The following is a 13,773-nucleotide window of genomic DNA, read 5'->3' on the forward strand; positions in this document are numbered from 1 at the left end:
GAAGGAATGAAAGATCATGTTGAGGCTTATGGCCGCTCCGGCAGCAGATGATCCCTCTGGTCGCTGTTGCTTTACGAATTTGATGATTTGATTAACATAATGCTGGGCAAATTCGAAAGCAAAGGCGAACGCTAACGCTCCTACGTGATCATTCTGCTTCCTTCGCTTAACGCCTCAAGTAACTATTTTCAATCTTCCACTCTCCGAAAAGGAGAATGGAAGGAGTGGGATAGATGTAGGGGGCGCTGATGCTGCTCAGCGTGATGAACTTCAAATAATCCATTTTCCGCTCTTCTCGGGCGGAGATATAGGAAACGCCGTTCTCTAATGTACAGAGAACGGCGTTTTTTTAGCTTCCGACCTTGTAGCTGGAAGGCAGTGGAGGCTGGTATCCGTATTTCTTCACGATATAAAACATGATCCCAAACCCGATGATGCCGATCACGGACAAAATGACCCCATACTGATACATGACAGATGCGCCGAAGTTCTGGAACATGAATCCCCCGAAGATTCCGGCGATAACGCCGGATACGCCGCCCCAGGAGAGCGTATAGAGCGCCTGCCCGGATGAACGATAAGGTCTCGGGATGAAGAGCATCGTCAGCTGGGTGCCTACATAGAAATACCCTCCGAAGGTTACCGAGTGAAGCAGCTGAATGAATGCGATCTGCAGCGGATCTGTCGCCAGCGCCATCAGCTCCCAGCGTACGGCGAAGAGGATGCTGACCACGGTCAGACAGCCCAGCATAACGGTCATCTTACGCTTTAGAAACCGATCAAATAAGAGGAACACTGCCACTTCCAATATGGAGGACATAAATACGGCAAGTCCAACCATCTGCTTGCTTCCTCCGAGCTCGGTAATGTACAGCGAGACGAACGCACTGTTCATCGCATTCGGCACGGAGACCAGAACACCGAGGATAATAAAAGTCATGAAATAAGGGTTAAGCACCACTTGACCAAACCCGCGCATACTGACGACCGGACCGTCCGAGGTTCGCTGCAGCTGCGGCAGAAGAACAGCGAAGAAGATGGCCGTCAGCAGCAGCACACTGAATACGATCGATATGCCGCTGTCACCGAGCCGATCCATGACTGGACCTGCAGCGACAGCAGTCAGCGCCCAGCCGAGAGATCCCCATAGACGAAATGAGCCAAATTTATGGTTCGTCCCATCAATGTATACCAGGATCATGCTGTTGGTTTGTGCGAATAAGGGACTCTGGAAAAAATAGAAGAAGATCATCGCTGCAAAAATAAGGCTATACGTCGGAGCAAGAAATACAGCCTGTACGAATACCAGCGTCCCTGCTAACATGAGAAGAACCGTCTTACGGATATTTTGCGAGCGGTCGCTCATGAAGCCCCAGAAGGGGTTGGCGAAGAGGGACACGAAGGGGCCAATGGCCATAAGTGTTCCGATCTGAAGCTTGGTTAATCCATTATTTTGGAGATAAATTGAGAAAAAGCTGGTGAACACGGCGACAGCACCGTACACGAAGAAGTTATACAGCTTCAGCTGCGATAATGTATGCAAAGGGATGCCATTCCTTTCATTTCAGGTGGACCGAGCTAGGGTACTGCACAAGCAGGACAACTTCAAACCGATGGGTTTGACAATCCAAGAATCCCTCGCCTCTTTAGGTGGAGGGAGTGTTCAATACACTGTAGCATGTACTTGTAAGGGGATACAATCATTTTTGATACACATTTGCATTATTTTCGTGAGAGCGGGTGGATTTAATGAGAGTTTCGGGAATTATTTTGGCAGGCGGGCTCTCCAGCAGAATGGGGACAGACAAGGCACTGCTGCCACTGGGAGAAGCCAATGTCATTCAGACGATCGCCTCTGAATTAGCTAGAGCTGTAGATGATGTCCGTATTGCCGTCGGCAAAGAATATAAGAAGGAGTATGCAGAGCTTGGGTATAGGCAGGCAGCTGATGTATACCCGGGAGGCGGCCCGCTTGCAGGATTGCATGCAGGCCTGACAGCACACCGGGGTGCCAACTCCTCCGGGGTAGGAGGCTGGAGCTTATCTGTTCCGTGTGACACTCCGCTTGTCCGCTCCGAGCTGTTCAAGGTATTGATCCAATATGCAGAAGAGCAGGAGAACTCCGGCTATCAGGCGATCGTCCCTGTGATTGAAGGTCAGACGCATCCCCTGATTGCGATGTACCACGATTGTGTCATCCCTGTACTTGAGCAGCAGCTTGAGACGGGCAAGCGAAGGGTCATGGATTTTCTTTTTCAGATCCGTGTTAGATATATCACAGCGCATGAGCTGGCAGCAGAAGCTGGAGTGCCATGGACAACGTCCGAAATTTCAGAGATGTTTACCAATATGAATCAGATGGAGGATTATGAGCGAATCAAGAAGCGCTGTCGTCTGTAGCGAACATAGCGGACAATTCAGTCTTGATTTGCTCTATAATCTGCTCCTTCTGAGCTTCTGCGGCATCATCCATATCGCCAAACAATAGATGACCTACCGGCTGTGTACCCACGAACTCCAGTATGCCTGCACCTGCGGTAACCCTGAGACCGTCTGTCATTCCGATCTGGTCGTAATGTGCTGCGGATGAGCCGTGAGTATTAATAATCAAGCTGTGCTTGTCCGTGAGCATCCGGATCAGCTGGCCGTCCTCATTGTAAGCATAGGCAAAACCATAGGAGAACACGCGGTCAATGTAACCCTTCAGTATAGCTGGCATGCCTGCCCACCATATAGGATAGATAAAGATAAGCGAGTCAGCGTCTAATATATATTGCTGCTCCTTCAGCACGTCTTCCTTCGGTGCTTCTCCAGCGTAACAGTCAGCCATTTCCTGCTCGCTGAGAACAGGGTCGAAATTCAGTCCATACAGATCTCTCACCACAACCGTGTGGCCTGATTTCTCCAGTGTTTGCTGCACCGTTTGGCATATTCGATGATTAAAGCTGTCCTGAACAGGATGCGCATATATGATCAGATGCTTCATTGTTCTATCTCCTCCCAGCCCACAGAATAGGGTATAGCGAGAAGGGAGATTCACGATAGAATCCCCCCTTCGCTTGGTATAGATCTTCGATGTAACGTCCCTGCTTATGTGCCTTAGCCGGGGTTCATCCTCTACTTATTTAGAAATTGAAGTTGTCTGGATCGGCTCCAAAACGTTCATTTTTGTTAAGTCCGTTAATCGTGTCCATATCCATAACCGTCAGCTCGAAATCAAAAATATCCGCATTCTCTTCGATCCGGCTTGGCGTAACGGATTTAGGGATTGTGATGGCACCCTGCTGAATATGCCAGCGCAGAATGACCTGAGCTACCGATTTATTATATTTATCAGCGATGACTTGGATCGTCGTATTGTCCAGCAGCTTACCGTTGCCGAGCGGTGACCATCCCTCGAACAGAATGCCCTGTGCTTTACAGAAGGCACGAAGCGGCTCTTGAGAGAGCTGTGGATGAAATTCAACCTGATTGACCGCGGGAACGACAGTGGCATCCGCGAGCAGGTCCTCCAGATGATGAATATGGAAGTTGCAGACACCGATCGCACGTACTTTGCCATCTACATAGAGCTTCTCCAGTGCCTTCCATGTATCTTTATATTTGCCTGCTACCGGCCAGTGGATGAGGTAGAGGTCAAGGTAATCAAGTCCAAGCTTCGAAAGGCTCTCATCAAATGCACGCAGCGTGGATTCGTAGCCTTGGTCACTGTTCCATACTTTGGTCGTAATAAACAACTCTTCGCGAGGAACGCCTGAATCCTTGATCGCTTGGCCAACGCTCTCCTCGTTCTTGTAAGCTGCAGCGGTATCAATGGCACGGTAGCCATGAGTAATCGCATGCTTAACCGCATTATAGGCTTCATCACCTTCTTTTACCTTCCATACACCTAATCCAAACTGCGGCATTTTAACTCCATTATTCAGTGTGACGGTATCTTGTAGATGTGCAATAGTCATTGTTAATCCCTCCGCTTTGTAGTTTTGCTTGGAATTCAGCCAGATTGCTCAGCTTGAGAGGCGAACACCATAATTCATATTACACGGAATCAATCTTCTAAAACCGTTAATTTGCTCTAGTGAAGAGCATATCGTTTCGAATTCACCTGATAGGAAAGTGATGAGATTGACTCAACCCTTATTCTAAAATTTTTAACGGGTGAATAGCAAGCAGCTGCATTTTCGAAAGGCCATAGAAATGGCGAAATCTTCATCAAGACACAGCGAGCTCACGCATAATTCGGGCGAGTGTTGTGATTCCGGCTTGAAGTTCAGAGAGCGATGCAAAGGCGTAGGACAAGCGAATATAATCCTGGTCCATTCGGTCATATATACTTCCGGGATTAATCAGAATCTGCTCAGCGAGCGCTCTTCGGAACAGTTTGTCAGAACGGATGCCGCTGCTGAGCCTGATCCACATATAAAATCCCCCCTGCGGAACATTCCATTCTGCCAGATCGGCACAATGCAGCTGCAACAGCTCGAGAACATAGTCACGTCTATGCTTGAGCGCAAGTCGAATCCGATGTAAGTGGACATCATGATATCCTTCTTTAAGCCACAGCTCGGCAGCATCCTGGGCAAGACTGCTTGCCCCATAATCGGTTTGCATTTTTAGATCGGCCAAGCGTTTAATAACGGGCAAAGGACCTGTGACCCACCCGATTCGCAGACCTGGGCTCACGGTCTTGGACAGTGTTCCCATATGAAGGACATAACCACCGGGATCAAACGCTTTGAGGGAAGGAGGAGGCACTGTCTCAAACCATAACTCGCTATAGGCGCTGTCCTCCAATATAGGGAGCCCCGTATTCTGGGCTGTATTCATTAATTGGCTGCGTCTATCCGCGCTCATCACCGTTCCTGTCGGGTTCTGAAAGGACGGGATCGTATAGAGCAGGGAAGGGTGATACTGCTGTACATAATGCTGCACACGATCTGCTCTCAAGCCTTCATGGTCCATCGGCATGCCAATCATGCGTATACCTGCCGACTGAAAAGGATGAATCGAGTATAGATAGGACGGCTTCTCGACCAGGATGGAAGCATTCCTTGGCAGAAGTCCAATCGCAATGAGCTGCATCGCTTGAATGGAGCCGGACACGACGAGAATCGAATCCGGAGAAGCAGTGATGCCTTGTGTCGCCAAATGAGAGGATATTGCTTCACGGAGTCCTGGGGAGCCTTGAGGTTCAAGATATCCCAGGTGATGAGCCTGTCGTCTGGCTAACTCTGCATAGATGGAGCTGAATTCAGCATTCGGAAGAAGTTCAGGTGATAATTCCCCTGTTCCGAGCCGGTTCATGGCTTTGCTAAATTCGGTATCGTTAATTTCCTGAACTTCAGGAAGGTTAGGGTAATGCGTTCCGCTCTCAGCGTAATCCTCCCAATCCGGAACCGTTACAGGCATCCCATTCCAGCCTGCCCGTGATACAATCGTCCCTCCGCCATAATTTCCTTCGATGAAACCGCCGGCTCGAAGCTCATCCAGGGCAGCGATAATCGTACTCCGATTGACCTTGAAGGCTGCGGCCAGTGCCCTTTGAGAGGGCAGCCGCATGCCCTTGGTCCACTCTCCCTGCATAATCTTATCTTTGATATATTGTTCAATCTGCTGATACAGCGGGATGGACAGCTCAGGATCGGGCTGCCAATGGATATCCTGTGATCTCATGAGGAAGCAGACTCCTTTTGGTCATATGATGTGTAACTATATCATTTGGCTGGGTATAGCATCAACCAAATGGCTGGGTACAATTCAGCAGTGATGCTGTAGGATGAATGAGAATCAGAGAAGAGAAGGGCAGGAGAACATTTGAAATGATGCAGGAAGTCATAATCCATGCGGTGCTATTGGCATTTGGGCTTATATTGCCGCTGGGAGCTCAGAACCTATTCATCTTTAACCAGGGAGCAACCCAGTCGAGATGGATCTACGCTTTGCCTTCGGTCATCACGGCGGCAATATGCGATACCATCCTTATTGTACTTTCGATTGGGGGCTTGTCCGTCATTCTGGCGGGGCAAGAGGGGCTCACCGATATTATTTATATTGGGGGCTGTGTGTTTCTCTTATACATGGCCTGGACACTATGGCGGTCAGACAGCAGGCAGGGGACCGAGAGAAGAGCCTTGTCTCCACGCAGACAAATTCTCTTCGCGGTATCCGTATCTGTCCTTAATCCGCATGCCATTATAGACATTCTGGGAGTAATCGGTACGAATTCTCTGGAGTATGAGGGAACCGAGCGGATTACGTTTACAATCGTAACCATAATTGTTTCGTGGTTATGGTTCATCCTGTTGTCTGCAGCAGGGAGACTCATGGGCAGATGGGATGAGAGCGGTAAGATCTCCTTTTATATGAATAAAGCCTCCTCAATGACAATGGCATTGCTCGCGCTGTATATGCTGTACAAGATTGTCTGAGGCAGCTGCAACCATTGAGAATTCAGATAGATCTCTCTGGTATCTGCTTGGCATAAGGAATAGATTCGGCGTACTTATAAGTTAATCAAAAAAAGGGGATGGTCACTTAAGACCATCCCTTGCTCTATTTATCCGCCAATTTGAGACATTCGTCGAACGGTCGGTGTATGACTCTGTGCGTGCTGCTCCAGGGCGAGCGCCATCTCGTGGTTCTTCGGCTTGTTGCCAAGGGCCTTCAGAAATAACGCCGCTGTCGCCGCTGGATCTCCGGCCACCTTACGGACATTATATTCATCAGACCAGTAGAGACAGGCCTTGATATGTCCATCTGCTGTTATACGCAGCCGGTTGCAGTTATCACAGAAGTGATCACTGACAGGGTGGATCAGGCCGAAGGTGCCCTGGGCTCCCCGAAGCTTGCGATATTCGGAGGGGCCATTCCCGTTCGGACCCGACGTGTCCTCTACTTCCCAGCCTGCTTCGGTACAGGCATTCAGTACCGTAGACAGCGGAAGGTAGGATTTGCGCCATGAATCATTGGCATGACCTATCGGCATATATTCAATAAATCTGACATGAAGCGGAGCATCCTTGGTCAGTGCAATGAAGTCCTTGATCTCGTCGTCATTGATGCCCTTCATCAGTACGACATTCAGCTTGATGGGATCCAGCCCAGCCGCTTGGGCAGCTTCAATGCCGCGAAGGACTTTGTTCACGTCACCGCCGCGTGTAATCATGGAGAAGCGATCCTTGCGCAAGGAATCCAGACTAATGTTAATTCGGGTCAGACCGGCGTCCTTCAGCAGTTGAGCTTTTTTCTCCAGAAAAATAGCGTTCGTTGTCAGGGCGATATCCTCGATCCCGTCAATCGCGGATATCATGGCGACCAGTTGTTCCAGATCTTTGCGTACCATGGGTTCACCGCCAGTCAATCGGACTTTACGAAGACCCATAGGTGCAAGCACCCTCAGAATTTGCGTAATTTCTTCAAAAGTCATAATGTCTTCATGAGGCGCGAATTCCATGCCTTCCTCAGGCATGCAATAAACACAGCGTAAATTACAGCGGTCCGTAACCGAGATTCGTATATAATCGTGAATCCGGCCAAAAGGATCTTGCAGCAGTTCCATTCCAGATCCACCTTCCTTTAACGAATAATATTATACGCTTTGTAAAAATCAATCTATAATATTACCATAGCATACAATGCCCGTTCATTTATAGACAAGGATTTTCATTTATGAGGAGTGGAAGTGTGACTGTGAATCCGATACAGGTAGGTATTCTGATATTTGATGATGTAGAGCTGCTCGATTTTGCGGGACCGCTTGAGGTGTTCTCTCTGGTCGCTACGACGAAGGCGAGTGGACAAGACTACTTGCTGGAGCCTTTTCATGTGACGACGATCTCGGAGCACGGGGGACAGGTTGCAACTCGGAACGGTCTCAAGGTTATAGCAGATTACAGTCTTGAAGCAGCGCTTGATTACGATATTTTGATTGTTCCTGGAGGTTATGGCACGCGCAAGCTGGCACAGAATGTTAAGGTTCTTGAATGGATTCGCCAGCAGACCACGAAGGCGAGCTGGGTGGCTTCCGTATGCACAGGGGCATTTGTTCTTGCCGAAGCGGGCCTCCTGGATGGCAAACGCGCAACCACAGGCCAAGCGAGCTTGGAGCGGATGCGCATGACGTATCAGGACAAGGACATTCATATCGAAGATCGCGTCAAATATGTGGAGGACGGAAAGATCATCACTTCAGGCGGAATCTCGACCGGTATCCCGATGGCCTTGTATCTCGTTGAGAAGATGCTGGGCATCGATGCAGCCCTGACTGTCGCAAGAGATATGGAATATGATCTTACCTTGTTTGAAGATAGAAATTTAGCATAAGCCTCATATGGAAACAGGAATTCAGCTCGAAATGAGTTGAACTTCGATCTGCTGCTCCAATGCTTCCACATCAGCAGGCGTTACGACCCCTGCCATCTTATGAAGAGCTGCTGCTGTACCGCAGGCGGCTCCGTGCTTCAGAATAGCAGGCAGATCGCCCTCGTGCTGAAGGGAAGCAGCAACGAGCCCTGCGACCATCGCATCCCCGCTGCCAAGAGGGCTGACGATGCGTACATTTGGAATCGTAATGCGATATACTGCCTCTCGTGTAGCAGCGAGAGCGCCCTCTGCACCGAGCGAGACCACAGCGAGTCCTGCTCCGGCTTGGACAAGCATACTTGCTGCAACCATAGCGGTATCCGGGCTCGCTACCGGCATCCCGGCGAATTGGGCTGCCTCATCGGCGTTCGGCTTCACAAGATCCGGGCCGCCAGCAAGCCCTGCCGCCAGTGCCGCACCGCTCGCATCGAGCGCGGTGCGCGCACCCTGGGCCTTCGCCAGCTGAATCAGCTCGGCGTAAGTGGCGGGCGGGCAGCCCTCCGGAAGGCTGCCCGAGAAGATGACCCAGGCGGAGTCCCGCGCCAGGGTCTCTACCTTGCGGCGCATCGCCGCAAGCTCATCGCCGGCGATACAGGGACCCGCCTCGATGAGCTCGGTCTGGGTGCTCGCCACAGGGTCGAGCACCGTAATGGCAAGCCGCGTTTCTCCGGCCGCGGCTGCCACGGGATCTGCTGCAATCCCTTCGGCCTGCAGCAGATCCAGCAGTTGCCGGCCCGTGTGTCCGGCAACAAATGCGGCCACGCGCACCGGAAAGGAGAGCGCGTGCAGTACTCGGGCGGCATTAATGCCCTTGCCGCCCGGTACGGTGACCGCGCTGCCGATGCGATGCACGCGGTCCAGGGTATATTGCGGCACGGTGTACACCTTGTCCAGTGCCGCGTTTAGCGTAACGGTGGTCACCACGCCGTTTCGATACACATCCTTCATTTTTTTACCTCCTTATGTCCGAGCCTCGAAATCAGGCTGGAATACTGTCGATTTCTTGCTCTGCGTAAAGTTTTTTCTTCCCTTAACACTATACTTTACTCTTCCTTTCTCATATAAAAAAGCTCCAAGAAACAGGTGAGGCCCTGTTCCTTGGAGCTAACATGACAGATTGATCGTTCATAATGCTGCTATATGGGCTTGTTCTAGAATGAAATGTTTAGATTAAGCTCATCTGCTCATTAATCCTCAATCCGTTTTTTCTTGAACTTGGACAGAATTTCATACACAATCGGCACGATAACGAGTGTCAGCAATGTGGAGCTGATCAGACCGCCGATTACGGTAACGCCAAGTCCTTTAGAGATAATACCCGCGCTGTTTTCCCATCCGAAGACGAGCGGCAGAAGCGCACCAATGGTCGCAAGTGCAGTCATCAGGATCGGACGAAGACGAGTGGTTCCCGCTTCAAGCAAGGCTTCTCTAGTGGACATTCCTTCATTTTCTTTATGAATAACACGGTCGATCAAGACGATCGCGTTCGTGACTACGATACCAATCAGCATCAGTCCGCCCATGAGGGACGATACATTGAGTGTCTCGCCTGTAATGAGCAATCCAACAAGCGCACCAATAACGGTGAACGGCAGGGAGAACAAGATTGCAAATGGAGCTAGACCTCCGCCGAAGGTTACAACGAGTACGAAATAGACAATGGCAATCGCCGCCAGCATGGCAAGGCCAAGCTGTGAGAAGGTCTCATTAATCTGCTCAGTTACACCGCCGAATTCAACATGAACGCCTTCTGGCAGCTCCATATTGTTAACGGCTTCCTCTACAGTAGCTGAAGCAGCACCAACGTCAGCGGACAGGATGTTTGCTGTTACCTGTACCACAGTCTCCCCATCAATCTGCATAATGGATGCCGGGGTTGTTCCTTCTTCTACAGTAGCCACTTCACTGATAGGAACCTCAATTCCAAGTGGGGAAGTAAGAGTTTCTTCTTCAATTTCCTTAATACTTGCGTATTGCTTCTCTTCTGTTTCGATATACACGTTATAGTTCTTGCCGTCAACTTCAACTTCGGTCAGGACAGGACGCTCATTTTGCGGAGCAAGCGCCATCGCCAGTTGACCTGCTGTCAGGCCAAGGGAGCTCAGTTTTTGCTGATCGGCTACAAGTGTATATTGATCATAGCCTTCTTCAAGGGTGGATTCTGCTTTTTCGAAGTTCTCAGTATCCGCCTTAACGACTTCGAGAACGTCATCTGCGACAGGCTTAATCTGTTCCACATCATCACCGAAGATGCTGACGGTCAGTGTGTTTCCACCCATGCCGGCTGCCATATCCAGAGTGGACCATTCACCTTCTGGCACACGCTCCTGAAGTCCTTCAATGATCGGTTCTGTTGCTTCAGATATACTTACGCCATCTTCAAAGATCAGGTAGAAGAGACCGGAGTTGGACGATCCGCCCATCGCTGCCATCGGGTTACCGCCGCCTACGGAGTACTGCATGCTCTTCACGCCTTCAGAATTCAGGATGAATTCTTCGACTTCAAGTGTACGCTCTTCAACCGTTTCCTGTGTTGCACCTGGCTCTGGGCTGTAGGTTATCAGTGTATAGTTGGTACCTTGTTCAGGGATGAAGCTGGTTCCAATGAAGCGGGTCAGGAACAAGCTGCCTACCAGCAGGAGTACAGCTGCAATAATGGTAATGGACTTGTGGTTCAGCGTCCAATTCAGAATTTTCTTATATCCGCCAGCCATTTTGCCCGGCTTCTCATCATGATTAACCTTGTTCTTAAGTCCGCCTCTGAAGAGGGAATGTGCCATTGCCGGAACAATTGTAATCGCCACAACCAAGGAAGCCAGCAAGGCAAATACCATCGTCAATGCAAACGGCATAAACAATTCACCGACCATACCGCTGACAAGGGCAAGCGGAAGGAACACGGCAATCGTAACGATCGTTGAAGACATGATCGGAACGAACATTTCACGCGTCGCGGAGAGGATCAATTCACGACCCTTGAGCTTCTCACCGGAATGTGCCAGCCGTCGATATATATTCTCGATAACGACAATGGAGTCATCGACAACCCGGCCGATCGCTACAGTCATCGCACCCAGGGTCATGACATTAAGCGTGATATCCATCAAGTTCAGTACTGTAAGTGCAATAAGCAGAGACAGTGGGATGGAAATGACGGAGATCAGCGTTGAACGCCAGTCGCGCAGGAAGATCAGAATAATAATGATCGCAAAGAGTGCGCCGTATAATGCTTTGGAGAGCATCGTATGAACGGAATCCTCAATCGGTTGACCTTGGTCAAGCAGAAGATCCAGGTTGATGTTATCGTACAGTCCTTCCAGGTCAGCAGAAGCGTCCTTAATACCATTGACTACATCAACAGTATTGGCATCATTTGCTTTTACGATGGAGAAACCAAGAGATTCTGCTCCGTTGGTACGAGAGATCGACTCGGCCTGACCGATAACTTCTATTTTAGCAATTTCACTAAGCTTAACAGTAGGTATTCCTGCTGCGGCACCCGCACCAGCACCAGCACCAGGACCCGCGCCCGCACCAGCACCCGCGCCTGCACCAGCACCCGCGCCCGCATCAGCACCCGCGCCCGCGTCAGCACCCGTACCAGCGCCAGTACCTGCACCCGCGCCCGCGCCCGCACCACTAGGGACAGCTGGAATTTCAATGTTCTCCAAATCTTCAATGCTAATGATGTTGCCGTCTACAACGACAGCCTTCTCGGCATCATCCAGGTTAAAGAGTCCGAGAGGAGCGCGCATAGAGGAAGCTTGAACGATATTTTGCACCGTTTCTTGGGTAAGTCCAAGCTCTGCCATCTTGGCATCATCGAAATTCAGTGTTACTTCTCTCGCAAATTGACCCGAGATTTGAACGGAAGCAACGCCATCCACGTCCTCGAAGGCAGGGGCGATGTCATTCTCGGCAATACGAGTCAAATCCTCCAATGATTCTCCGTTCTTTCCAGACAAGCTGATGGAAGCAACAGGGAAGGAGTTAATGCTGAATTTGGAAATGCTCGGCTTCTGTGCATCGTCTGGAAGCTGAACATCATTCAGCACCTCGCGTACAGCAGCCGTCGCGTTATCCAGATTGGTTCCATAATCGAATTCAATATTAACGGAAGCAACATTCTCCATTGAGGTTGATGTGATATTCTTGATCCCCTCAACATTACGGAGTGTTTCTTCAAGCGGCTTGGTCACTTCTTCGACGACAGCCTCAGGGGCTGCACCTGGATATACGGCATTGACGCTCAGGAAGGGTACGTTGATATTTGGTATCGTTTCCTGCTTCATCGTGAGACCGCTGTACAAGCCGGTGAAGATCAGGATGATCGTCAGAATCCAAATCGCTAATTTGTTTTTTAGCGAGAAGTTTATAATTCCTTTCATTCTTAAGTTTCTTCTCCTCTCTCTTTAGCACAAAGTTGTAAGCATATTTCTAGTCTCTCCACTTCAAATACATATCGAACACTTGCTGGAGCTCTTGGACAAGCTCTTGAACGTCTGTCACCTGCTTCAGATTGGCAATCATGCCGAGAATAAGGGCACGTCTGGGCTTAAGCTCAAAGAACTCGTCTTCCAGTATAGAAAGCGAATCAAGCGTGTCCTCACGCAGGCGCTCCTCCAGTACATCGCTGTTCCGAACCGCATGCCTGATTTCCTTGATGAGGAACAGAGGGTGTTTTTTGGAGTCGTACTTGTGAAGATTTTCTTCCATCCACGGAAGCCATAAATCTTTTGGAATAAAAGGCTCACGCTGATCGCGAATTTTGGCCTCAGCAATAATATCCAGCGTTTCAACCAAATACTCGGCCATCCGGTGGAGATGAATGGATAACAGCTCCGTAACAATCAGCTTCAAGTAAGATCCCATCATACTGTGAAGCTGAAGCGCAAGATCAACCGAGTAAGGAAGCACTTCTGGACCATATATATCGACCATCTTCTGGCTGAACAATTTCATGGCGTGGGCGAGCATGCCCTCGGGCCATTTCTCCAGAGGAAATCCTTTATCTCCCCGGTTCGCCATATCCAGCATCTGAGCAATGAAGAACTCTCTGAGTTCAAGGAAATTCTCCAGCAGAATTTCAATTTGTCTGCGCAGCTTATCGCGTGGAGGCAGCTCCCGTTCCCGTTCCACAACGGCAATCTTGTCGTATATCGTTTGAATGCAGTAGCTGACCACACTTTCCTGAAGCTCTTCCTTGGATTTGTAGTGGAGATACAGTGTCCCTTTGGAAATGCCGCACAGCTCCGCGATCTCCTGCATAGACGTTGCAGCAGGGCCTTTCGTAGAAAATAGCTGCAGTGCAGCGATTAGAATATGTTTTTTCTTATCCGTGGTTGAGTTCGACAATAATAGGATCACCTCTTTTCAGAACTCCCCGGTTCTTAATCTGACTAATGGGTCAGA

At 49.8% G+C, this 13,773-nt stretch carries 11 protein-coding genes; 3 read left to right on the forward strand and 8 right to left on the reverse strand.

The genetic code is table 11. The annotated features are described in order from the left end of the window. Window positions 1–349: 349 nt before the first annotated feature. Entirely contained in the window at window positions 350–1,543 is a 1,194-nt protein-coding gene (locus BK126_RS20810; protein ID WP_256702965.1) for an MFS transporter, read from the reverse strand. 206 nt (window positions 1,544–1,749) lie between these two features. On the opposite strand from BK126_RS20810, the gene mobA reads away from it, so the two are divergent. After that, on the forward strand, window positions 1,750–2,400 hold the full coding sequence (mobA, locus tag BK126_RS20815; protein ID WP_076314459.1) for a molybdenum cofactor guanylyltransferase: 651 nt from the start codon (window positions 1,750–1,752) through the stop codon (window positions 2,398–2,400). On the opposite strand, the gene BK126_RS20820 is transcribed toward mobA, so the two are convergent. The 3 genes from BK126_RS20820 to pdxR form a co-directional block, all read right to left on the reverse strand. Beyond that, window positions 2,378–2,986: an NAD(P)H-dependent oxidoreductase gene (locus BK126_RS20820; RefSeq protein ID WP_076314460.1), complete on the reverse strand. Its 609-nt coding sequence runs from the start codon at window positions 2,984–2,986 to the stop codon at window positions 2,378–2,380. The genes mobA and BK126_RS20820 overlap by 23 nt on opposite strands. A gap of 139 nt (window positions 2,987–3,125) precedes the next feature. Further along, window positions 3,126–3,959, reverse strand: a complete 834-nt coding sequence (locus BK126_RS20825) for an aldo/keto reductase (protein ID WP_076314461.1) — start codon at window positions 3,957–3,959, stop codon at window positions 3,126–3,128. A 253-nt stretch (window positions 3,960–4,212) separates the two neighbouring features. Continuing rightward, window positions 4,213–5,673, reverse strand: a complete 1,461-nt coding sequence (gene pdxR, locus BK126_RS20830; RefSeq protein ID WP_076314462.1) for a MocR-like pyridoxine biosynthesis transcription factor PdxR — start codon at window positions 5,671–5,673, stop codon at window positions 4,213–4,215. Window positions 5,674–5,822: 149 nt separating this feature from the next. On the opposite strand from pdxR, the gene BK126_RS20835 reads away from it, so the two are divergent. Beyond that, the gene (locus BK126_RS20835; protein ID WP_076314608.1) at window positions 5,823–6,428 is read left to right on the forward strand and encodes a LysE/ArgO family amino acid transporter; all 606 of its coding nucleotides are present in this window, start codon (window positions 5,823–5,825) and stop codon (window positions 6,426–6,428) included. 128 nt (window positions 6,429–6,556) lie between these two features. Here BK126_RS20835 and moaA read toward each other — a convergent pair whose 3' ends face one another. Beyond that, window positions 6,557–7,558, reverse strand: a complete 1,002-nt coding sequence (gene moaA, locus BK126_RS20840; protein ID WP_076314463.1) for a GTP 3',8-cyclase MoaA — start codon at window positions 7,556–7,558, stop codon at window positions 6,557–6,559. Between the two features lie 125 nt (window positions 7,559–7,683). Between moaA and BK126_RS20845 the strand changes: the two genes are divergently transcribed. Then, window positions 7,684–8,322 (forward strand): DJ-1/PfpI family protein, encoded by a 639-nt coding sequence (locus tag BK126_RS20845; RefSeq protein ID WP_445321904.1) that lies wholly within the window; start codon window positions 7,684–7,686, stop codon window positions 8,320–8,322. A gap of 21 nt (window positions 8,323–8,343) precedes the next feature. Here the strand turns inward: BK126_RS20845 and BK126_RS20850 are convergent, their stop codons facing one another. The 3 genes from BK126_RS20850 to BK126_RS20860 all read right to left on the reverse strand — a co-directional run bounded on the left by BK126_RS20850 (window position 8,344) and on the right by BK126_RS20860 (window position 13,716). Next, window positions 8,344–9,309 carry a 1-phosphofructokinase family hexose kinase gene (locus tag BK126_RS20850; protein ID WP_256702966.1) on the reverse strand — a complete coding sequence of 322 codons (966 nt, stop codon included), beginning with the start codon at window positions 9,307–9,309 and terminating at the stop codon, window positions 8,344–8,346. Window positions 9,310–9,548: 239 nt separating this feature from the next. Next, window positions 9,549–12,749, reverse strand: coding sequence for an efflux RND transporter permease subunit (locus BK126_RS20855; RefSeq protein WP_076314465.1), 3,201 nt, complete (start codon window positions 12,747–12,749; stop codon window positions 9,549–9,551). Window positions 12,750–12,798: 49 nt separating this feature from the next. Next, window positions 12,799–13,716: a TetR/AcrR family transcriptional regulator gene (locus tag BK126_RS20860; protein WP_076314466.1), complete on the reverse strand. Its 918-nt coding sequence runs from the start codon at window positions 13,714–13,716 to the stop codon at window positions 12,799–12,801. Window positions 13,717–13,773: the final 57 nt, after the last annotated feature.

Source organism: Paenibacillus sp. FSL H7-0326 (assembly GCF_001955535.1).
GTDB lineage: Bacteria > Bacillota > Bacilli > Paenibacillales > Paenibacillaceae > Paenibacillus > Paenibacillus shunpengii.